We start from the raw sequence: 21,247 nt of genomic DNA on the forward strand, positions 1-21,247 counted from the left end.
TGGCTAGCTGCTCCTAAGCATGTACGCCCGATGCTTCCGCTCTTCTCGCATGATATAGAGGACGAGAACCCACCTCTCATCCATTTACCCAACAACCAGGAGGAGAACATGCAGACAATCAAACTAGGCGGAGAAAGCGTACCCCGTATAGGCCAGGGCACCTGGCATATGGGAGAGAATGCCGGACAACGGCAGGCTGAGGTCAGGGCGCTGCGTGAAGGTCTGGATCTGGGCATGATGCTGATCGATACCGCAGAGATGTATGCCGAGGGCGGTGCTGAAGAAGTCGTTGGCCAAGCGATCCGTGGCCGGCGCGATGAAGTGTATCTGGTCAGCAAGGTCTACCCGCACAACGCCAGCACCAAGGGTGTTCAGGCTGCCTGCGAGCGCAGCCTGCGCCGATTGGGCACCGACACTATCGATCTATACCTGCTGCACTGGCGCGGCCAGTACCCGCTGAGCGAAACAGTGGAAGCCTTCGAACGGCTGCGTGAGCAGGGCAAGATCCTGCGCTGGGGTGTGTCGAACTTCGACATTGACGACTTAGCAGAGCTCAGCGAGCCAGCTTGCGCCACCAATCAGGTGCTCTACAACCCCGAAGCACGCGGCATTGAATACGACCTGCTGCCTTGGCAAGCACAACAAAACATGCCTCTCATGGCCTATTGCCCGATAGGGCAAGGTGGCGCACTACTGCATGATACCGCCCTGCAACGCATCGCCGACAAACACAGCGCCACCACCGCGCAAGTCGCCCTCGCCTGGGCACTGCGCCACCCCGGTGTGATTGCTATTCCTAAAGCCGTGAATCTGGATCACCTCAAACAGAACTTTGATGCAGATAACGTCAGGCTCGATGAGGATGATCTGGCACAAATCGACGCCGCCTATCCTCGGCCAACGCGCAAGCAGTCTTTGCAGATGGTGTGAGGACGAGTCATTAACGGATCAGGATTAACGGACTAGGACAGGAGCGCTGTCATGTCACTGCCCGCCCCAAAACCCAATGGCTGGATCCGCTTTCTCGCCCACCTGCTGTTTATCCTCGCAGCGTGGACGCTGTTCATCAAATACCTGTTTCCGGTGGGTTACGCGCTGGCATACGGCGAGCCCTGGGCGCGCTATATCTATTGGGATCTATGGCCACTGGCGCACGTCTGGCTGGGCTGGGCACTGCTCGAACGGCCTCGCTATACGCGTGCCTTGGCGGTGGGCATGTCCGTCATTGAAATCCTCATCATCTGCACCCTGTTCGCCCGTTTTCTCGCCGACCCTGAGTGGTCGATCTGGCGTACCAACTGGTTTGTGAATAAGGTGTTTGTGCTGACATGCTTTGTGCTGGTGTTGGCTGCCACGGTGCCGATTCAAAAAAATCTGAAGGAGCGGCCACTATGAACCCACGCATCAAACATCGCATCACGCGCCGACAAAGCCTTACGCTCATCGGCGCCACGCTCATCGGCGCCACGCTCACCGCCATGACGCTCCCAACCGCATCGCTTCTTGCCAACACAGGCGGGATGCGCCAGAAGGCCTTTGCGGGCACTGACAAAAAGCTGCCCGTTATCGGCATGGGCACCTGGCGCACCTTCAACGTTGGCAACGACCCACAATTGCTCGATGCGCGTACCGAGGTGGTCAAGGCATTCTTCGAGCATGGCGGCGGCCTGATCGACTCTTCGCCCATGTATGGCTCGGCGCCGGACGTGATGGGCTATGCCTTACAAGAGCTCGGCACGCCCGAGAGTCTGTTTGCCGCAGAGAAAGTCTGGAGCCCCGCCGGTGGTTCCGCCCGTGAGCAGGTGGCCGAGCTTGAAGACCGCTGGAAGGTGGAACAGTTCGATCTGGTGCAGGTACATAACCTGACGGACTGGCGCGAGCACCTGGTAGCGCTTCAGGAGATGAAAGCCGAAGGCATCATCCGCCATGTCGGCATTACCACCTCACACGGGCGCCGCCACAGCGAGATCGAGCAGATCATGGCGTCAGAGGATATCGATTTCGTTCAGCTCACCTACAACATCACCCACCGCGAGGCCGAAAACCGGCTACTGCCCCTGGCAGAAGAACGGGGCATCGGCGTGATCGCCAACCGCCCTTACGATGGCGGCAGCCTGATCAAGAACCTCAAACGCCGTAACGCGCCATTGCCCGAGTGGGCACAGAAAGAATGCGGCTGCGACACCTGGGCGGACTTCCTGCTGAAGTTCATCGTCAGCCACCCAGCGATAACTTGCGCGATACCCGCCACCACCCAGGTCAAGCACATGCACGAGAATATGCGCGCCGGCTACTCCTCCCCCATGCCTTCGGCCAACGCCCGGCAGCGGATGGCCGCCTATATCGAGTCGCTATGAACGAGTGGACGAGCTACCGGCTGCAGGACTTTATTCCCTTCACAGCGGAGGTTTACTTTCGCCTGCTGGAGCGCATGAGGGAAACCTTCTGGCCGCTGCATCTGCTGACCCTCGCCCTGGGCGCCACCACCCTTGTGCTGGCACTGAAACACCGCCCGCGTCTCGCCTGCCTGCTACTCGCCCCGCTCTGGGCCTTTGTCGCCGTCGCGTTTTTCTTTCAGCGCTATGCAGAACTCAACTGGGCTGGCGGCTATGTTGGTAACGCTTTTATCGCCCAGGCCGTGCTGCTGGCATTGATGGCGTTAACGGGATGGGGAATGGATAACGCGCCACGCCTCAAAAACCCACCGGTTGCTATAGGCATAGCCATCACCCTCTTTGGCCTGATAATAATGCCGCTGATGGCGCCGCTAAGCGGCGGTTCCTGGTACCAAGCGGAAGTGTTCGGCATACACGCCGACCCCACGGCGGTCACCACGCTAGGCCTGGTGCTTATCATACTTAGGGGTTTTGCCCTCTGGATCGCCGCCATCATGCCAGCGCTCTGGCTGGTCGTTTCAGGCATGACCCTGCAGGCACTGGATTCAACAGTCTCCGTCGTGCTGTTCGCCGTGTTGGCGATCACTCTGGTTGGGCTGGTCTGGAAAAGCATCAAACCCAAGCGATAACGTAGCAGCACCGGTGCCATTGACGGGGAGGCAAAGGCACTGCGTGCCGCGCTTGGTTAACGGTTTTGTTCGATATTTATGGTGCTAACTCTTTTTTATGACAACAGCCTGGGCCTTTTCTTTACTATACCCCAGAGACTCATAAAAGAGGTGGACCGGGGCCACCGGTGAGTATGAATCGATGGTTCATCTTAATTAAGAGTGCCCACAAGCTAGATAACCGCTGTAGCCTCGACTTCAAGCAAAATACTGGATTCCGTAAGCCCGGTCACCAAAACGACCGAATTTGCCGGCGGCTCGGTACCGAACGTACTTTCAAGTATCTTACGGAGCGCTGAAACGTCTTCTTGCCTCGTAAGGTAGGTCACAAGACGGACAACGTGTCGTAGATCGGCCCCGGAATTTGCAAGAACAGCAGCAATATTTTTAAAGACCTGTTCGGCTTGCGTTATGAAATCATCTGCTGGCAATAAATGGCCGTTTTCATCGGCAGGTACCTGACCAGAGCAAAAGAGGAACTTTGTAGGGTTCTGAACCTCTACGCAGTGCGTGTAATTGCTAAACGGGCGATGGACGGTTTCCGGGTTTATGAACTCGCGCAAAAGGCCTCCTATTTTCTCAAACACGATAACGAGGCTGTAGAAAAACCCGATTTTTAGCCATCTCTACCGCCTGTGATCCTAATTTAGTTACCCAGCCAGTCATCTGGCTGGATAATATTAATATCGGCATTCAGACACTAAAGTGCGCGCCTAACGCCAGTTAAGAGAACTACTTGGCTCTTATGTAGCGACTTATCTCGCTCATAGCCCTTCATGACGCGGCCAAATGACCATAATTCGCTAACTTCTCAATATTGTGCACCAAGCAGTAAAGCTGCCACTGACCTTGCACCTTTTTCTTACCCCGAAGGCTGAAGCGGTTCAGTCTTTTCGTTGTGCCAATATTGCCGAACACCGGCTCTACGACTGACATGCGATGGCTGTAAATTTCTTTGCCCTTCGGGCTATCAACTCGGTGCTTCATCCAGTCCGTGTAATTGGGTAAGCGGTTGTTCTCGATAATAAAAGACACTTGTCGCCCTGCGCCGTTGCGATGGTCGGCAGAGCTCGGGTTCTGCATGCATCGGTATTTCTTTGGGCAGTGCCGACATTGCAGTAAACGCCCTTCAAAGTGTACACGGATCTTGCCATTGTCTGTTTCTCGTTGCCCACGATAGGACAGCTTTTCACCGGTGGGGCAGATACACGTTAGGTTTACAGGATCAAACTGGAACGCGCTGGCGGGCGTCGTCTCTCGCCAGCCTTTATCTGGTAAGTTCTGGTGGCGCTTGCCGTATTTGTCTTTCTGGTTAGCGAACTTTGGATCTCGGCTGCGGAACTGGTTATCGGGGATGTAGCCGTTGATCTGCTGTTCGTTCAGATACTTCATATTGGCTTCGTTGGCAAAGCCTGTATCGGCGGTGACGACGGTGCCTTTCTGGTAGATGTTTTCCGCAATGCCCAGTTTCTTAAAACGAGATTCGACCATTTCCAGTACGGGCTGCAAGGTGTGATGTTCCTGGCCTTCGCCGAAGGCCTGAGCGTCAATGACGATCTGGTGTTTTTTATCCACCGTGGCTACGCCGTTATAGCCCTGGATCGTGCCCTTGCTTGTCGTCATTTTGGCACTTTCGTTATCGGTCAGATTGCTCTTCACTTCCTTGATTCGCTTCCCCCGGCCCATCCTTGGGCTGTGCGTCTTTAGGAAACGATCCACTTTATTCATGGCGGCATCTAGCGAGAGAATCGTCTTGGCCCGTCGGATATCCCTATCCAGATCGGCTTCCGTCTCGGCCTCATCACGCGCGTAGTGCTCCAGTAGGTGATGCCGAATCAGGCCTCTCAGTTTCTCACGTTTCTCGTCCAATTCTTTGAACGTGCCAGACCACTCTTTGGAGGCATCGGAGGACATCTTGCAGCCGTCAATGGCAAAGAGTTCGTTACCCAGCAAGCCCTGTTCATGGCACACCAGCAGCACTTGTTCGAACAGCGCTTCAATCTCATCGGCATGGCGACTGACAAAGCTGGCCAGTGTGGTGAAGTGAGGAACGGTATCGCAGGAAAGAGCTTTAAAAATAATATTGGTCTCGCAGCACCACTGCATTTCACGACTGGAGGTGATGCCTTTTGAGTAAGCAAACAGGATAATCTTAAGCAGGATGGCCGGATCATAGGCCAGCCGGCCGGTCGCATCGTTGCGGTACTTGGGGTGGAAAACGGACAAGTCGAGTTTATGCTCGATCAGGTAATGCACTGCGTGCTCAAAGGTGCCGGGTTGGAGTTGATCTTGGTAGTTGATCACCACCATGGCATTTTGATCGTGGTTATAAGGCTTGAAGCGCGGCATGCTGACCACTCCTCGTCTGTTTTCTCGATCCTACCAAAACTTAGCCGTCAGTGGGGTTTTTCTACAGGCTCAACGCTGAGCACAGCGGCGACCTTGGAGTGGCGACGAAGAAGCCAAGGAAAGGGCGGCCACCAGACGCGAACTGCTGCGACTTGTTATATCTTGTTAACTAACTGCAAAGTCTTCAAGCGCTTTTCCTGTCAAACGGTAGCCTATCCATTCATTTTGCGGTTTTGCGCCTATTGACTCATAGAACTGGATCGCAGGTTCATTCCAGTCAAGAACGTTCCACTCGAAACGGCCGCACTCTTTCGATATTGCAATGTTAGCAAGATACTTCAAAAGTGCTTTGCCAGCCCCGACGCCACGATATTTTTGAGTAACGTACAAATCTTCAAGATATAGCCCATGCTTACCGAGCCATGTTGAGAAATTGAAGAAATAGACCGCAAAGCCAATAGGTTCGTTATTGAAATAACAGATAACGGCCTTAGTCGTCGTATTATCGCCAAACAAAGCGTTTTCTATATCCGCGACTGTCGCTAACACTTCATGCTCTGCTTTTTCATAAGTCGCAAGTTCTATGACAAATTTATGGATTAAAGCCGAGTCTTCAATGGTAGCTTGCCGGATTTCCACTTCTGACATTACCTACCTCCGTATCTTGTAATAATGTTTGTGTTCCGCTTGCTGCGTCACCAATTCGCACGCAACCGCTCTCGCGCTACTCTACGCTGGCGTTATATAAGATCACTTCATCTCCAGCCCCATAGCCGCTAATCACGGCCGCGCGGGAGACTCCCAGCGTGGATTGATACAGCTTCTCTGCGAAGTTGCCTTCCGAGGTGGTCACCATCACCGCCCCCACATCGCAGCCCTGGCGACGCACGTGGGCCTTGAACGGCGCTAGCGACTCCACAATGAGCTGCTTACCCAGCCCCCTACCTGCTGCTTCCGGGTGAATGCCGATTTGCTCCAGCTCGATGATGCTTTTTTCCCGAAAGCCGTTCTTAACGCACCAAAGGATATAGCCACGCACCTGGCCTTCCACCTCCACCACGTAGTAAACGCCCCGTGGATAGGTGTTAAACGACGACTCAATCCACAGCACGTGATTTTTCTCACGGGGGAAACACGCTTGGTACACCTCGGCGATGGCGGCAATATCGTTTTTTTCTGCTGCTCTTACGGTCATTCTAAAGTCCTTTTTTCTTTGAGAGCCCGTTGCTATCGGCTCATACTCGCCCTTTCTGGGGCTTACATCATGACTTTTTCGAATCCAAAAAACTCTAGCTTGTGTGCCTTACTGCCTGCCTCCTCATCATCCGGCAAGGGGTAATAGCGGTTGTAAAAGGAGGCAATCTTAAAACCACACTTGTTGACATAAAAGTGGATGTTTCGCTTTTCGAAGTAAGGCGTATGGGTCATCCATACCCGCGTCTTGGGGTACGCCTGCTCGATGGCTTTCCACGCACGGTAGCCCACGCCACGTCCGTGGGTGCTGGGCAAGAGATAGAACAAGTCCAGCGAGTTGTGTTGGGTGGATTCGTCAATGACTACAATCGCGCCCCTCACTTTAACGCCATCTAAAAGGATGTGATGCACCATGGCATCTGGCGCATTAAGAGAGTTCTCAATATCTGAGTCAGAGGGAATCAAGCTCGGCTCCACCGCGCCAAAGGTCTCTTCTACCGCCACGCTAAACGAGGCTTTTAACTCTTGCTTGAACGCATCAAATGCCGATGCGTCTGCCAACGCCAGCGTGACTGCGGATGAATGTTCCATGGCTGCGCCTATTTGCTCAATGAGCGTCATCAACAAACCGTTTAGGCTAACCGCTGCCATGACGTTTTGCTATACCACGCCCCTGCAACCAACTACTTATCCGCTTTAACGCTGAATCTCGGTGACCACTTCTGCCTTAACGGAGTTGGCGATAACGCCAGCAAGTCGTCTTTTGCAGCACCAGCGTTATCAGTCTGCCATCATTTCTAGCGCTGCGCGCCCCGATGCTTCGCGCGACTTGCGATCAAAGAACCAATGACGATGAGCACGCTGGCACTCAATACGGCCACCGTGGCCTCGCCGTATCCTGCCAGGATCAGTAACACCACCGAAATGAGTGGCGCGCTGTAGGCTAGGGTGCCAAGTAGCTGGATGTTCCCGTGTTTGACGCCATAGTCCCAGGTAAAAAATGCGATTCCAACCGGCCCGAGTCCCAGCCCAACCACGCCTACCCATTGCATCAAGCCATCCGGCCACACCGTCTCTTCCCACAGCATATGGCACCCTAAAGCCAGCAGTGCCGTCACACCGCAGAACCAACCGATGGCATCGGTTGGCACTGAACGTACCAATCTGCTGAGCACGGAGTAAGAAGACCAAATCAATGCACACGCCAGCGCTACCAGATAACCGGGCAGGTTCTCCCAAGCAAATCCGCCTGCATTTCGGCTGATCAACAACCAACAACCCACCAGCGCCACCAAGGCGCCAACGATAGACTGAGCTCGCATCCTCTCGTCCGGTAACAGGGCAGACAGCAGAACGATCAGTAGCGGCCAGAGGTAAGCCAACAGGCTGACTTCCACCGCCGGTGCTAGCGTCATCGCCTTGAAATATGCAAAGTGATAACCGAATAACCCGACGATACCGATACACCAGGCAAACGGCGACTGGCGTATATACCGAACGCCCGTATGGCCAGCCAAGATCCAACGCCCACCCATCAACAGAAACGCAATGCCGAAAGTCATGGCCATCAGCTGGAACTCTGGAATATCTCCACCGGATAGCTTGGTCAGCAAAGCCAAAGTACCCCAAAGCAGAACGGAAATGGATCCGATCCAGGTAGCGGCATTCACGGTTGCCATGTCACTCTCCCCCGAGATTCTCATGCGTTAGCGGTTGCGGGAGAGCGTATCCATGGCATCAATGAGGATCTTTTGAATCCTGGCGGAATTATGTCGAGAGACGGCGGAAGTGGCTAGGCGGTTTGCCAAAGTGACGTCTGAAGCGGTCGCTGAAGGCCGATAACGACGAGTAGCCTACCGCATCAGCCACCCGCTGAACGCTGAGGCCTGACTGTTCCAGAAGCCGAAACGCCTCTTTCATTCGCACTTCTGTGAGGTATTGATGAGGCGTCATGCCCACCTGATGGCGAAAAAGATCGTTCAACTGCCGAATACTCAAATGGGCCACGTTAGCAGCCTCAGCCATGGAAATAGGTTGGTGGAAGTGATCATCCAGAAACTGTTTTGCCGCGTGAACCCTGCGATCCAGTTTCAATTGACTTCCATGGCGCTCCTGCAGCAGTTGTAACAGCAATAGCAGCATGTGATGCTGGGTAGCATCCGCTCCAGCCCCGCTCATGACCTGAGCATGTAGGAACTGGACGTAATGGCGCAAAGCCGAATCAAGCTCCACGAAACAAGGCAGCTTATCTAGCGCAGGAGCCAGCCCCTCAGGCAAATCAGCCACCAAAAACCGATTATCTTCTGTTGCAGCAAACCCATGGCCGCTTCCTGAAGGGATGATGGCCGCACGGTGCTGTGCCACCTCCCCCGCCATGGAGTCTACTGACAGGAACAGCGTGCCGACCAGTGGCAATACCAGTTGATGATGGTCATGGGAGTGACTTTTCACTTCATCATCATAGGTACGTATGTGCAGGCCGATCTCTGGATATTTCATGACCTTACTCAGCAGTCGTGGGCATATTCACTTCCTTGACCTGATTCCTCCAGCCTTAGGCTGTGCGTTTTTAGGCAACGCTCGCTTGGTGGATGGAGGTGGCATCCAGCGAGAGGATTCTCTTGGCTCGGCGCATATCGATAGTGATGATGCTGTAGTTCAGCAGTCTTGGTAAAGCGTGGGGAAGAAAACCGTCAACAACAATGACAATTTAAAGGCTATTTACATGCTGTAAAACGAACTTCACGCGCTCATCAATAGTGTCACGCGGCACTTCCAGCGTTTTGTAACCCCATTGCGAATACCAGCTTTTCATCCCCTCGAATACCTTGAGGGACTCCTCGAACGTTTGATCACGCTCTGAATCTGTACCGTAAATGTCTTCCCATGGCGGCAGAAGAAAAACAACGGGATTATAGGGGAACAGTTGAACATAGTTGGCGATGTCCGCCCGTGACAACGCGCTCTCCGCATCAAGCATGTACAGCGCATCCAGCACCCCACGATCAAAGAACGTGGCCTGCTCGCCAACAGCGACACTTCGGTACTTTTCAATATCGGTTTTCAGAATATCCTGAGCGAAAGCGACCGGGTCTGGCCGAGGTGATAGCTCCGCCGCCAATCGCTCTTTGATGATGCTACGGGCAGACTCAGGTACAACGCGATAGCCCCGCTCCGCTAGGGCATCAAGGAGAGCAGTTTTGCCACCACCGGGGCCACCGGTGAGTACGAATAGATGGTTCATATTATTAACGCCCTACAGCAGACAAGGAAAACGCTATTGAGTGAGATGCTGTCTCCCCCAACACAATAAAAGCTCAGGCTCCCCCATGATCTCATCTAGCTGCTCGCCCATTCGCACAAGACACCATGTTTCATAGGTGTACTCTGTTGGCATAGATGTTAGATATTTATATCAACGCAGTGCTCCTTTTTAAAGACTTTTCTAGCCCACTTAACTAAAAAAAGCGTTAGCAAAAATGCTAACGCTTAAAACAACCTTACGATGAAGCAAGGTTCAGATCACTATCCGCACAACTAGCCATAGACATATAATCAATTACAACTTTTTATTCAGGCCGAAGCCGCAGGTTAAAACCGATAGATAATACTCCCTTGTAGGCGATCGACACTTCCACTACGGCCATCCACAGTATGCCGTGCAGCATGAGCCAACTCAATTCCGTAGGTTATGTTATGACCAGGGCTCCATTGGTAATTAATATGCACAAGTTCACGCTCTTCATCATAAGCGCTTATGAACTCATTTGAACTACCAGTATTAACAAGAGACACGCCATCGCGCTCGGCATCATCCCAATCTGCATTAACAAGTGAGTATGAAACGTTGAAAGCACCGGGGCCTATATCGTGGCTAATGCCAATCGTTCCCCCCCATGCAAAGATGGTCTCTAGCTCGTTGCCTGCTCGATAAGCTGAGGGTGCCGGGTTTACTTTCATGTAAGCCCCAATCCCCTCACCGCCGGTTATTTGACCACGCAACGTCGTATTTGGCGTAAGAGCGTAATTAGCCGCGACAAAAGCGCCCCACCCGATCTTTGAGTCCTTTGCTGCACCATCGTCAAAGGCCACTTCTCGAATCATGGCAGCTGATGCCCAGCGTAATGCACCAGCCAATGACTCGTACCGAAGCGTAATGTCTGGCAAGCCATCTTTACGATCAACATCAGTACCAGCAATGGATCTACCACCGGTGACTGCATCGTATCCTCCGTCAAAAGAGTTGCCAGACATAGCACCACTCGGATCCTCAATAGCAACATGAAAATTGCCTACTGAATACCGTAGTTGTGCTTGTCGAAGGAATGCATCGCGACCTGCGGGGCCAGTAAAATCAAGCGTAGGAGTAGTGCTTATAAAGGTGTGAAAATTGCTCCACGTTTGTCCTGCCGTAATACCGTTCCATGAGCCATAGGCCTGACGCATTCGGAGATTACCGAAGAAAAAATCGCCTTCGATATTGGTAATCAAGTCACCTTTCTCTGTCGGCGTTGTAGTGCGGATACCCAGGCGTGACTCATTAGCATGCAGATTCGAATGCCCACTTGTGCTTGGTTGGCCATCCACAGCAATTTTAGAGAAGTTCACACTATCGCCCATGCCACTGCTATTTCCAGCCTTAATGTCGCCACTGTCATACATCACATCAAGCTTAGCGTAACCGTATAAAGAAACGTTGGTTCCATTCACATCATAATCAATTGCAAATACAGAAGGAGTAACGAATAGAAAAGAATAGCCTAAGAAAGGAAGCACTCTGCGCCACGACAGACACTTATTCATATCTTTATTCTCCATGTTTATAAATTTTTATTTTCAACTTAACCCAGGAGCCTAAAAACAAGCTGAGAAGACATTGCGAAAATGGTCACCAAACCCAGTAGAGCAAGCATGGTTTGCAAAGGGCCATTTTTTAGATCCCCCATCACATCTTCACGTCTTGTCAAAAGAAAGAGAATAATTCCCAAAAAAGGTGCTACTAGGACGGTTAAGGCTTGAGCGATAATAATTAGCTCAATGGGAGAACCTTTCGCCACCACAGCAACCGTAGCTCCCCAAGCCAACACCCCGTATACAAGCAGCTTGACTCTCCATCCGGATAAACTGCTGTTCCAGCCCAACGCATCCGCTAATAGCGTTCCTCCCGCAGAAGCATTTGCCGCCATTGATGAAAAGGCGGCTGCGAAGAACCCAAGGCTGAACAGTACCGCCCCTACCTTTCCAGCCAGCGGCTCCAATACGCTTGCCAACTGTGGAAAAGTCGTTGCTACAGTACCAGTGGAGTGAAGTACCGCTGAGGCTACAATGATGATGAGCATCGCCATAAATGCGGTTGCCACATTCCCCGGAAGAGTATCCATTAACGTAATAGCTCGGTACTGCTGCCTATTCAGCTTTCTTTCATGGATGGCATAGCCAGTATAAAAAGCTGAGTTAATGGAGAAATTTGTACCGATCAAAGCAATTAAAAGAACGCTGGCCTCAGCAGGAAATTTGGGAATAAGACCTTGCGCAGCAGCCGCCCAATCTGGGTCACTCAGTATGGTTGATGCTAAAAAACCTACGGACATAAGCCCAATCAAAGCGACCAACAAGCGCTCCATCGCCTTATAAGTATTCCGCATGGCTATTAATAAGCCGACTGCTACTGTACTAGCGAGCGTCCAGCCTACTACCGAACCTCCTAAAAGCAGGCTTAGCGCTAAACCAGAGCCAACGGCATTGCCTACAGCAAACATCAAAGTGATAGAGAAAACACCGAAGCCAGCCATGACACCAATTGGCCGACCAAGTTTTTGCTTGGTGACTTTGACCACAGAGTCACCAGATGCAAGGCCCAACCGAACAGCCATATCATTAAACACAAACATTAGCACTGCAGACACAAGGATTACCCAAAGCAGCATGTAGCCATATTGGCTGCCTGCCTGCACAGCGGATGTCAGCGCACCGGGTCCGAAACGCCAAGCGCCAGCGACAAATGCAGGCCCCATTAACGCAAGCATTTGTGGCAACGTCAGAGAAAACCGAGATCGATGGTGGTTTGTCGCAGGGGGAAATGGCCCTGAATCATGTTTGGTATTCATACTCATCCTACGCTCCTATTAAATTTGTTATTTAGGATGCATACGGTGATGCCTCATTGGCATCACCGTTCGGGGACGCCCAGCGTCTAAGGATTCGTCAATCCCGGTTAGACTAAACCGGCTTGTTTCATAGCAGCAGCAATTTCACGATCTGCGCCTTCGGCAAGCGGACGAAGCGGAGAGCGCACAGTAGCGTGATCAAGAATACCCCGGGCTACCAGGGCCCATTTTAGAGCCACAGTCCCTTCCATATGCGAACCACGGTGATAGACATTCTTGGTGACTGGAAGGAGGCGATCATGCAATTCGCGCGCCTTGGCATAATCCTTGGCTTTTCCTGCTTTGATCAGTTCGATCAGAGGCTCCGGTGCAATACTGCCATAGCCAACTAACGCACCATCGACATCAAACATGGTGTGAAGCAGGTACTCATCATGACAAGTCAGAATTTGTAGATCCGGGTGCTCAGCGCGAATGACAGGAATTTCAGTATCCCAGCGCTTCATATTGCGAACACCATTTTTCATCGCAAACACACCAGGTTGAGCCGCAATATCAAGCTGCGTCTGGAGGTTGTAAGTGGCTTTCGTGTTGTCCGGATATTGGAAAAGAATCAGCGGTAGCCCACTTTCCTCATGAATGCGGCGATAGCGCTCTTGAGGCGCTCCTTCCTGATAACCAAACCTTAGCCAGCCATGAGATGGGTAGACTAGACCAGCAGATGCGCCCGCCTCGACAGCCCGTTTTGCTTCTTCGGCTGCAACATGGTCGCCTTCGCGAGTGATGCCCGCAATAATTGGGATCTCACCTTTTACCGATTCAACAAATGCCTCAATAACACGCCTCTGCTCATCAGAGGTCATGAATGTACCTTCACCAGCGTGGCCAAGAACAACGAGACCTTTAACGCCGTCGATGCCGCCCAACCAAGAGCCAAGCTTCTTGATTGCAGCAAAATCAACCTCGCCATCGCGAGTGAAAGGAGTAACCGGCGCGGGGGTTAAACCTCGGAGATCGAGAGACATGATGATTCCTCTTATATGATTGTGTTATCGTTCCTGGGAACGATTGCAATCGTTTCACCAAATACACCACATCGAAAATTAGACGTTAGTCTACGACTCACAAATGATGTGTGGATACGGAAAGCAAACTAATAGTAAATCAGTGGGGTTAGCGTCATATCGCTTATAAGATCGCTGTAAAACCGATAGAATGGTTCGCCTAAATGCCTGTTTATGCGAGCCAACACAGAGGTTCAGTAATCCACCTCACGTCATGGAATAATATATTCATGAACGGTAAGCCTATAACTATGCAAGACGTTGCCAAAGCCGCGGGCGTCAGCACGTCTACAGTCTCTCGCGTTCTTGATGAGCGCCTTCCGCCTTCCAATAGCCCAGCCGCTCAACGGGTTAAAAAAACGGCGGAAGAACTCGGCTATAAGCGTGACATTCTTGCCTCCAGCTTGAGGCGAGGTGGTACAGGCACTATCGGTGTACTGGTGCCCCGACTGAGCGATACCGTCATGGCTCTTATCTACGAAGCGATCTCTAAAGTTGCTCAAGAACGTCACTATTTCGCTATCGTAGCAACCAGTGGTGACGATCCTGAAAGCGAGCGTCAAGCGGTTGAATTGCTTCTCAATCGACGTGTGGACGGCCTAATTTTGGCTACCAGCCGACTTGATGACCAATTACCATCTCAACTGCGTGACCGGGGAGTTCCGCACTCATTGGTGCTTCGTACCGATGGTAAAAGTCCTTCTGCCTTGGGTGACGATATTCAAGGTGGATACCTTGCTACTCGGCACCTCATCGACCTGGGGCACCGTGACATTGGCCTTGTTGCAGGCCCTAGCTTTACCTCTAGCGCTCGCGACCGACAAAAAGGCTTTCGCAAAGCCATGAGCGAATCAGGGATTCCTGTGCGTGAGCCATGGATTATCGAGTCCGGCTATGGAATCGAAGCTGGCGAGGAAGCAGGGCTGGCTCTGCTCTCACAGAATGAGAAACCAACAGCCATTTTTGCAGTCAACGATAACCTCGCTATTGGCGTGATGGCTGCTGCACATAGACTTGGCATTGAGGTGGGCAAAACGCTTTCATTAGTCGGATATAACGATATCCCTCTTGCCAGTCGTCTACCTGTGCCGCTCACGTCTGTATACATACCTTTTGACTATATTGCACAACAAGCTGTCGACTTACTGCTAAGCGATAAACACTCTGGCTCGCCGATCAATAGAGTGGCTATGCCTAGTTTGATCCCAAGATCATCATCAGTCCGACATATATAAAAAATCATGAGTACGCAGTATTAAGCTATTACTCTGAGAGCCCTCCTAATGCTAATCTAAATTATGGCAGAGGGCTATTCACTAGATACTCATTAGCAAATAGTATACGCCCTATATTTATAAAAATATTTACTTTTTCATTAACTGCTTATCATCAGAGAAGAACTTGATAGAATCCAGCGCTACTCAGCATCCTAACCTTACACTTAAGTAAGTTATTTTACGCACCTAGTTTAATCAAACGAGCTTTCCTACCATAACGTGTATTGCCCTGCATTCCATCACTGGCCTAGACGCCGTGAACATAGACACCAGCCTCGTATTCATTGATGTGAACATCATCACCGTCAGCCTCACCATTGGCTTAGCCATCACAGTGATGGCCTCCATAGGAGCGCTACTAGACCACAAACTCGGTAAATATGTTGGGCCATTGGGCAAAACTCATTGGCGGCGTAGTGTTGATTGGGATGGCACTCAGTTTTAGTAATGCTGCCGTTTCTTGAGCTGTAGCCAAAGTTGCAATAGGCATTGCAACGACAGTTTTGCTTGGCGTGAATCAGCCCCACTGTTTCAGAGTATTTATAGATTCCCTTGGTCAGAAAGTTTTTCCCTACTATGGATGGAGACTAGCAGGTATCCATCCGCTCGAACTGGAATTTGGTTTTGCACCAGACCGCAGGACTATTGGCACTGTAGCGGCAAATTCCCAGGGTAGCTGTGCGTGGCTTGGATCGCTGACGCAAAGGAACGGAGAACGACAATCCTGGTGAGCTTTCGGCCAGCAGCCGCCGTCAAAATGGCGCTCACCGAAACGACACAAAGCTGTTCAAAGTCTTTCGATCAACATATCGATAAAGGCGCGTACAGCGGGGTTGGTGCTACGACTCTGTGGCCATAGCGCAACGATATTATGCCGCTCTACGCCGAAGTCGGGCAGGATTGGTACCAGTTCCTTTCGCCTAACCCGCGGGGCAGCCATGAAACTTGCAGCCATCCCGATACCTGCACCCGTGGCCATAGCAGCTATGACGGCTTCGCTTGAATCAACGATAACAGGGGAAGATGGCACTATTTCGATCTCCTTCTCGCCGATCCGGAACGGCCAGCGAAACATTTGCCCCGTACTTTGGTAGCGCAAATTGATCGTTTCGTGCCCCACCAGTTCATCTGGATGCTCGGGAGCACCATACCTAGCCAGGTAGTCTGGCGAAGCGTAGCAAGAGAGCCTGTAAGGCGAGAGTCGCCTGGACAACAGTGACGAATCCGCAAGGTCACCGATCCGCACTGCAAGATCAATGCTCTCTTCAACCATACCGACGATGTGGTCGCTCAGCCGCAGGTCGATCGTTACCTTCGGGTAGTGTCTTCGAAAATCCGTAATAGCAGGAGCAATCAGATGCAGACCCAGTGGAAGTGATGTCGCAATTCGTAATGTGCCTGCGGGCTCGGAACGAGCGGACTTCACTACCTGCTCTATCTCTTCTGCTTGGCGCAGCAGCTCTAGCACACGCCCATGCAAGTCGCGGCCCTCGGCCGTGAAAGACAGCGAGCGTGTCGTACGAGTGAAAAGAGAGACGCCGAAGTGACGCTCCAACCGCTGGATGCTTTTGCTTATCGCAGAGGGCGAAACAGACAGCGAGCGCGCCGCAGCGGTGTAGCTGCCTAAGGAGCCGGCGCGTGCAAATGCGATAAGCCCCGTGAGGCGTTCCAATCCGATTTGTTCCTTCATGGAATTATTAAAACGAATCTACGCACCATTATCAATGACAAGGAACTTCCTTACTATTTGCCATGTGACTATTCTTGAGTGAGGTTGTGATGAACGACATGATGAAAGCAGTGCAGCTGCATAGTTTCGGTGGCCCAGAGGTCTTGCTTTACGAAGATACGCCCCGACCCGAAGTACAAACCGGTGAAGTGCTTATCCAAGTTAATGCGGCAAGTCTTAACCCACCAGACCTTTACCTGCGCGACGGCTATCGGGCGCTACCTCCAGAATGGCAGCCTAGCCCACATTTCCCGTTGATATTGGGCACTGATGTGTCAGGGGTCGTTGCTGCCATTGGCGACGAGGTTTCCAAAGTCAGCGTAGGTGACCACGTCTTTGCAATGGTGCGTTTTCCCGAAGACCTGATGACGGGCAGCAGCACCTATGCCGAATATGTCAGCGTTCCTGAAAGCCACCTAGCGTTGAAGCCAAAGGGCATTTCTCATGTCGAGGCAGCAGGTGCCCCAATGTCACTGCTTACTGTCTGGCAGTTTCTGGTTGATCCTGGTAATGACCTACCCAATCCATTCCAGGCATTTCGGCATGTGCCTGTACCGCTCGAAGGCAAGACCGTCTTGATCAATGGAGCTGGCGGTGGCGTGGGGCATCTAGCGGTTCAAGTCGCCAAATGGAAAGGGGCGCGTGTAATCGCGGTTGCTTCAGGTAAGCATGAAGAGCTTCTTCGCGAGCTGGGTGCTGATGACTTCATTGATTACACCAAGGCAGCCGCCGAAACGATCGCACATGATGTGGATCTGGTGCTTGACGCTGTGGGTGGCCCGAACATGGAGCGCTTCCTCAGCATTATTAAACCAGGCGGTTCGCTCTTTCTGGTCAACCCCTTGGGCTTTTCTGCCAGGGATGAAGCCGACAGGCTAGGGGTTACGGTTTCCTCACTACAGGTGCACTCAAACGGAATGCTGCTGGCGCAGGCCAGTCGCTTGCTCGACGACCGTACCATTCGGATCGTGATCGACAGTACCTATTCGTTGGCAGAAGCATCGGCTGCGCATCAGAGAGCTATGCAAGGCGGCGTTCAAGGTAAGGTCGTGCTTGTCGTTAAACAGTAACCGGCCAAGCGTTGTTTCTGAGCGCGAACCACTTCTGTCAGAAAATCCATCAAGGCATGAATCCTCACTACGCCTCGTAGATCCGGGTGCATCAGAAACCACAAGCCGTATTCCAGCTCGGGGATAGGATCAGTGAGCTGGATAATGTCCGGATCTTCGTCCGCCAAATAACAGGGCAGCACACCCAGCCCCATACCGGAGCTAACAGCGCTGAGTATATTGACCAGCGTATCGACACGGTAGACACAGGCCGCTTTCAGCGCGTTGTTGTCCATCCACTGATCCAGTGCTGAGTCCTGCAATCGCGGGCCAGCACCAATCCAGGGCTGGCTAGCAAGGGTCTTGATAGAAGCTCCTGGTGACAGATTGAGGCTTCGGTGTCCGTAGACCGCCTGCCCTATGGCCGTCAGCGGTCGCCCAATCAGATTTTCAGGAGGAGCATTGGACGGGCGGATGGCGACGTCAGCTTCTCTGCGTGTCAGATTGAATAGCTGGTTGGATACGGCGACGTCCAACACGATGCCTGGATATATATGCTGAAACTGCGTGAACAGAGGAGAGAGCAGCCCCATCAACAAAGAGTCCGTTGTGGTGAGCCAGATTTCCCCTCTCGGCTCCAAGTCGCGCCCAGCGACTTTACGTTCGGCGGCCAAGGCTACTTCATCCATGATTCTGGCGGTTTCAGCGAGCTCTTCTCCAGCAAGCGTTGGCCGGTAACCGGTTCGGCTTCTTTCAAAAAGAGCAACACCAAGGCGCTGTTCGATATCACCCAGCCGTCGGAAAACCGTAGCATGACTGACGCCCAAGGCGCGTGAGGCACCCGACAGCGAACCTGCAGTTGCGATTGCCAGGACGACCTCAAAGTCGTTCCACGCTAGGTGACTCCTGGTTTTCTGTGTCATGGCAGAAGGTTGCCTGAGATTTTTACCTGTTCGTTTTTGCAAAGTTAATTCTCACTTTCATGGAATACCTTGCAGCTTAGAACAAGATTAGCATGCACCTGAACCCATGAGATAACCCAATCGCCCCGGGAACAGGGACGATATGATGGAGGTCAGGCGCATGATGAACACAACAAAAGTGCAGAACTTTCACCACCACGGCTCGTTAGCCCGCTGCGATAACGATGCCGTGCCAGAAGGAAGTGCCGGCAGTTTGCTCAAGGGAAGCATCCCTTCCAGATACCGCGATGGGCGGGGAGGCGTTGATCTTGAGCGTGTGCGGCTGGATCAGCAAGAAGCTCGACGACAGGTAATCCAGGCGATGGTACGACGTATCGAAAAGCTATGGCGTCTGCGTTGAGACAACGCATTAGCAAACAAGCTGCCAACACGCGTAACTTTCCAATGGATTCGAATCCACAAAGCGGCGGAAAACCGAGCGCTGTGCAGTTGATTGTCAAACCTCACTACGTACTATATCCTGTACATTAACAACATCCTGTACAGGAGCAACCTTATGGATGCTATCAGCTACACAGCCGCTAGAACCAATCTAGCAAAAACCATGGAGCAGGTCTGTGAAGACCATTCACCTATGATCATCACCCGAAGCAAGGCGCAATCCGTGGTAATGATCTCTCTCGAAGACTATGAGGCGCTGCAAGAGACAGCCTATCTTCTGCGCGCACCTAAGAACGCCCGCCGTTTGCTGGAATCCGTTGCCGAATTGGAACAAGGTGGTGGTCAGGAGAAGGAACTTCTTGAATGAAACTAATCTTCTCCGAGAGCGCCTGGGAAGACTATCTGTACTGGCAGAAAACCGACAAGAAGATTCTTAACCGAATTAACAAGTTAATCAAAGAGACCAAACGAGAGCCATTTGAAGGGGTCGGCAAACCAGAGCCTCTCAAACACAGTCTCGCCGGTTATTGGTCTCGGCGAATCAACGAAGAACACCGAATGGTTTACAAAGTCACGGATGACGCTTTGCTAATTGCCCAACTCCGATATCACTACTGATTTAACGCAGCATTAAGGTGTAAGCAACGCTGCCACCTAACCTAAAACATTCCAGCCTTGAGCTGAAAATGCCAAGCGTTGCGATTCACTCTTAAACGCTTTGTTATGACGCTGAGCTTTGAGTCAGTTAATTTAATCGTGTGCCATAACGTTTTGTTAAGGGGTGGGCTTTAGCCCGTCCCAGCGAGCACAGCGAACGGTTTGAACCACTTGTTGGATGGTGCCAATATGACCTCACTATTTATTAGGGAAGTATTCAAGTATCTCATCTTCCGCATCATCAAATAGACCAGTTGAACGCCAGCCTAGGTGTCGATAAAGCCATATGAACGAGCTTTCGCATCGGATGAACACCCGAGGAAAAGTCGTTCAAACCCGAAAGAGTTGAAAGACTCAATCATTTTATTCAATAGTGCTTTGCCAACACCTTTACTTTCATATTCTGGCAATAGTGCCAAAACAACAATTTCTCCGGTTTCGCTATCACCGAAGCAATAGCCAATAATCTTTCCTTCACTAACACCAACGTAACCAGGTAAGGAGCCATCGCTAATTCCTGCTTTCCAGCTCTCTAAAGTAATACCGAGTTCTTCCAATTGTTCGACAGAGAAAGCGTTTTCTCTCGTCTTTCCTCTCAAGGCAATGCATTCGGCCGCATCGTCAGGTGTTGCCATCCTGTATGCAACTTTCATTAGGAGCTCCATTTTAGTGCTTGGTTGTAGATCTAACGCCGTTCAGCACGCGCGGCTACGAAATGAAGGCGTCGCCGTGACTGACCTGGTTAGGAGTTCTTTAGCCAGCCTTGATCCACTGCGTACTCAACCTTTGAAATAAACCAGTCGTATATTTCTGGGTTTTCCTGCTCTATGAACCCATGCATTTTCAGCACTTGGCTCTTCCGTATGCCATGGTCTCTCCAGGCACGACCCTCGCTCGTTACATTGCGCAGAAAGGGTAATAGACGGTCGATGACTTTCAGAAGCCTTGCTTCCTTAGTTTCCCCAGTCTCTTGCTCTTCCCAGAGCTCTGGAAGAGCTCCGATTGGGTTACCGGGATGAGAAGCCAGTTTCTCGATATATTTACGCTCTTCAATGTGGGCATCATTGCGGTTTGCGCTATAGAGAAATGTATCTCCTGCACCAATCTCACCAAGATCATGCACCAGGGCCAGTTTGAGTAATTTTAAGAGGTCAAAGTCTTCCTGTGACTGCTCCGCAAAAGCCCAGCAAGCCATCGCTAGGTGCCACGAATGTTCTGCTGAGTTCTCAACTCGCTCTCCACCGTTGATGTAGGTTTTGCGGTTTACCGATTTTAACGCATCAAACTGAAGTAAAAATTCCGATATCTGAGTGACTTTTTTGGTCACGTACTCCTCCTAACTCCGAGCACAGCGGCGACCTTGGAATGGTGACGAAGGAGCCATGTAAAGGGT

At 51.7% G+C, this 21,247-nt stretch carries 26 protein-coding genes; 11 read left to right on the forward strand and 15 right to left on the reverse strand.

Annotation, left to right across the window (positions count from 1 at the left end; all coding sequences use genetic code 11):
* Positions 1–108: 108 nt before the first annotated feature.
* The 4 genes from AC4EYZ_RS05440 to AC4EYZ_RS05455 are packed head-to-tail and all read left to right on the forward strand — an operon-like array spanning position 109 to position 3,025.
* On the forward strand, positions 109–930 hold the full coding sequence (locus AC4EYZ_RS05440) for an aldo/keto reductase (RefSeq protein WP_474192682.1): 822 nt from the start codon (positions 109–111) through the stop codon (positions 928–930).
* A 51-nt stretch (positions 931–981) separates the two neighbouring features.
* The gene (locus AC4EYZ_RS05445) at positions 982–1,395 is read left to right on the forward strand and encodes a hypothetical protein (protein WP_474192681.1); all 414 of its coding nucleotides are present in this window, start codon (positions 982–984) and stop codon (positions 1,393–1,395) included.
* Positions 1,392–2,357 (forward strand): aldo/keto reductase, encoded by a 966-nt coding sequence (locus AC4EYZ_RS05450; RefSeq protein ID WP_474192680.1) that lies wholly within the window; start codon positions 1,392–1,394, stop codon positions 2,355–2,357. The genes AC4EYZ_RS05445 and AC4EYZ_RS05450 overlap by 4 nt, the downstream gene beginning before the upstream one ends.
* Complete coding sequence (locus tag AC4EYZ_RS05455) at positions 2,354–3,025, forward strand: MFS transporter permease (RefSeq protein ID WP_474192679.1); 672 nt, start codon at positions 2,354–2,356, stop codon at positions 3,023–3,025. Before AC4EYZ_RS05450 ends, AC4EYZ_RS05455 begins: the two co-directional genes overlap by 4 nt.
* A 212-nt stretch (positions 3,026–3,237) precedes the next feature.
* On the opposite strand, the gene AC4EYZ_RS05460 is transcribed toward AC4EYZ_RS05455, so the two are convergent.
* From AC4EYZ_RS05460 to AC4EYZ_RS05490, 7 genes are all read right to left on the reverse strand, one after another.
* Complete coding sequence (locus AC4EYZ_RS05460; protein ID WP_474192678.1) at positions 3,238–3,627, reverse strand: RidA family protein; 390 nt, start codon at positions 3,625–3,627, stop codon at positions 3,238–3,240.
* A 211-nt stretch (positions 3,628–3,838) separates the two neighbouring features.
* Positions 3,839–5,413, reverse strand: coding sequence for a transposase (locus AC4EYZ_RS05465; protein ID WP_490204047.1), 1,575 nt, complete (start codon positions 5,411–5,413; stop codon positions 3,839–3,841).
* A gap of 165 nt (positions 5,414–5,578) precedes the next feature.
* Entirely contained in the window at positions 5,579–6,061 is a 483-nt protein-coding gene (locus AC4EYZ_RS05470; RefSeq protein ID WP_474191176.1) for a GNAT family N-acetyltransferase, read from the reverse strand.
* A 76-nt stretch (positions 6,062–6,137) separates the two neighbouring features.
* Positions 6,138–6,608: a GNAT family N-acetyltransferase gene (locus tag AC4EYZ_RS05475; RefSeq protein ID WP_474191177.1), complete on the reverse strand. Its 471-nt coding sequence runs from the start codon at positions 6,606–6,608 to the stop codon at positions 6,138–6,140.
* Between the two features lie 62 nt (positions 6,609–6,670).
* Complete coding sequence (locus AC4EYZ_RS05480; RefSeq protein ID WP_490204159.1) at positions 6,671–7,198, reverse strand: GNAT family N-acetyltransferase; 528 nt, start codon at positions 7,196–7,198, stop codon at positions 6,671–6,673.
* Between the two features lie 206 nt (positions 7,199–7,404).
* Entirely contained in the window at positions 7,405–8,286 is an 882-nt protein-coding gene (gene yddG, locus AC4EYZ_RS05485; RefSeq protein ID WP_474191179.1) for an aromatic amino acid exporter YddG, read from the reverse strand.
* An 88-nt stretch (positions 8,287–8,374) separates the two neighbouring features.
* Entirely contained in the window at positions 8,375–9,106 is a 732-nt protein-coding gene (locus AC4EYZ_RS05490; RefSeq protein WP_474191180.1) for a helix-turn-helix domain-containing protein, read from the reverse strand.
* On the opposite strand from AC4EYZ_RS05490, the gene AC4EYZ_RS05495 reads away from it, so the two are divergent.
* The gene (locus AC4EYZ_RS05495; RefSeq protein WP_155705713.1) at positions 9,105–9,281 is read left to right on the forward strand and encodes a hypothetical protein; all 177 of its coding nucleotides are present in this window, start codon (positions 9,105–9,107) and stop codon (positions 9,279–9,281) included. The genes AC4EYZ_RS05490 and AC4EYZ_RS05495 overlap by 2 nt on opposite strands.
* A gap of 36 nt (positions 9,282–9,317) precedes the next feature.
* Here the strand turns inward: AC4EYZ_RS05495 and AC4EYZ_RS05500 are convergent, their stop codons facing one another.
* The 4 genes from AC4EYZ_RS05500 to AC4EYZ_RS05515 all read right to left on the reverse strand — a co-directional run bounded on the left by AC4EYZ_RS05500 (position 9,318) and on the right by AC4EYZ_RS05515 (position 13,739).
* Complete coding sequence (locus tag AC4EYZ_RS05500) at positions 9,318–9,851, reverse strand: AAA family ATPase (protein ID WP_474191181.1); 534 nt, start codon at positions 9,849–9,851, stop codon at positions 9,318–9,320.
* 347 nt (positions 9,852–10,198) lie between these two features.
* On the reverse strand, positions 10,199–11,425 hold the full coding sequence (locus tag AC4EYZ_RS05505) for a DcaP family trimeric outer membrane transporter (protein ID WP_474191182.1): 1,227 nt from the start codon (positions 11,423–11,425) through the stop codon (positions 10,199–10,201).
* 23 nt (positions 11,426–11,448) lie between these two features.
* Positions 11,449–12,720, reverse strand: a complete 1,272-nt coding sequence (locus AC4EYZ_RS05510) for an Nramp family divalent metal transporter (RefSeq protein ID WP_474191183.1) — start codon at positions 12,718–12,720, stop codon at positions 11,449–11,451.
* 101 nt (positions 12,721–12,821) lie between these two features.
* A complete protein-coding gene (locus tag AC4EYZ_RS05515; RefSeq protein WP_474191184.1) occupies positions 12,822–13,739 on the reverse strand; it encodes a dihydrodipicolinate synthase family protein in 918 nt (305 codons plus the stop codon).
* A 269-nt stretch (positions 13,740–14,008) separates the two neighbouring features.
* Here AC4EYZ_RS05515 and AC4EYZ_RS05520 point away from each other — a divergent pair, with 269 nt between their 5' ends.
* Both AC4EYZ_RS05520 and AC4EYZ_RS05525 read left to right on the forward strand, forming a co-directional pair.
* A complete protein-coding gene (locus tag AC4EYZ_RS05520; protein WP_474191185.1) occupies positions 14,009–15,013 on the forward strand; it encodes a LacI family DNA-binding transcriptional regulator in 1,005 nt (334 codons plus the stop codon).
* Positions 15,014–15,311: 298 nt separating this feature from the next.
* Complete coding sequence (locus tag AC4EYZ_RS05525) at positions 15,312–15,500, forward strand: MntP/YtaF family protein (protein ID WP_022520608.1); 189 nt, start codon at positions 15,312–15,314, stop codon at positions 15,498–15,500.
* Between the two features lie 342 nt (positions 15,501–15,842).
* Here the strand turns inward: AC4EYZ_RS05525 and AC4EYZ_RS05530 are convergent, their stop codons facing one another.
* Entirely contained in the window at positions 15,843–16,727 is an 885-nt protein-coding gene (locus AC4EYZ_RS05530) for a LysR family transcriptional regulator (RefSeq protein ID WP_342583894.1), read from the reverse strand.
* Between the two features lie 107 nt (positions 16,728–16,834).
* Here AC4EYZ_RS05530 and AC4EYZ_RS05535 point away from each other — a divergent pair, with 107 nt between their 5' ends.
* A complete protein-coding gene (locus AC4EYZ_RS05535) occupies positions 16,835–17,854 on the forward strand; it encodes an NADP-dependent oxidoreductase (RefSeq protein ID WP_027959857.1) in 1,020 nt (339 codons plus the stop codon).
* Here the strand turns inward: AC4EYZ_RS05535 and AC4EYZ_RS05540 are convergent.
* Positions 17,821–18,756, reverse strand: a complete 936-nt coding sequence (locus tag AC4EYZ_RS05540; protein ID WP_474191186.1) for a LysR family transcriptional regulator — start codon at positions 18,754–18,756, stop codon at positions 17,821–17,823. The genes AC4EYZ_RS05535 and AC4EYZ_RS05540 overlap by 34 nt on opposite strands.
* A 160-nt stretch (positions 18,757–18,916) precedes the next feature.
* Here AC4EYZ_RS05540 and AC4EYZ_RS05545 point away from each other — a divergent pair, with 160 nt between their 5' ends.
* The 3 genes from AC4EYZ_RS05545 to AC4EYZ_RS05555 all read left to right on the forward strand — a co-directional run bounded on the left by AC4EYZ_RS05545 (position 18,917) and on the right by AC4EYZ_RS05555 (position 19,815).
* Positions 18,917–19,156 carry a hypothetical protein gene (locus tag AC4EYZ_RS05545; RefSeq protein ID WP_474191187.1) on the forward strand — a complete coding sequence of 80 codons (240 nt, stop codon included), beginning with the start codon at positions 18,917–18,919 and terminating at the stop codon, positions 19,154–19,156.
* 156 nt (positions 19,157–19,312) lie between these two features.
* Complete coding sequence (locus AC4EYZ_RS05550; protein ID WP_022520613.1) at positions 19,313–19,564, forward strand: type II toxin-antitoxin system Phd/YefM family antitoxin; 252 nt, start codon at positions 19,313–19,315, stop codon at positions 19,562–19,564.
* A complete protein-coding gene (locus tag AC4EYZ_RS05555) occupies positions 19,561–19,815 on the forward strand; it encodes a Txe/YoeB family addiction module toxin (protein ID WP_022520614.1) in 255 nt (84 codons plus the stop codon). The genes AC4EYZ_RS05550 and AC4EYZ_RS05555 overlap by 4 nt, the downstream gene beginning before the upstream one ends.
* A gap of 305 nt (positions 19,816–20,120) precedes the next feature.
* Here the strand turns inward: AC4EYZ_RS05555 and AC4EYZ_RS05560 are convergent, their stop codons facing one another.
* A complete protein-coding gene (locus AC4EYZ_RS05560; RefSeq protein ID WP_474191188.1) occupies positions 20,121–20,507 on the reverse strand; it encodes a GNAT family N-acetyltransferase in 387 nt (128 codons plus the stop codon).
* A gap of 89 nt (positions 20,508–20,596) precedes the next feature.
* Entirely contained in the window at positions 20,597–21,181 is a 585-nt protein-coding gene (locus tag AC4EYZ_RS05565; RefSeq protein WP_474191189.1) for an HD domain-containing protein, read from the reverse strand.
* Between the last annotated feature and the right edge of the window lie 66 nt (positions 21,182–21,247).

Source organism: Vreelandella sp. 162(4c) (genome assembly GCF_058152265.1).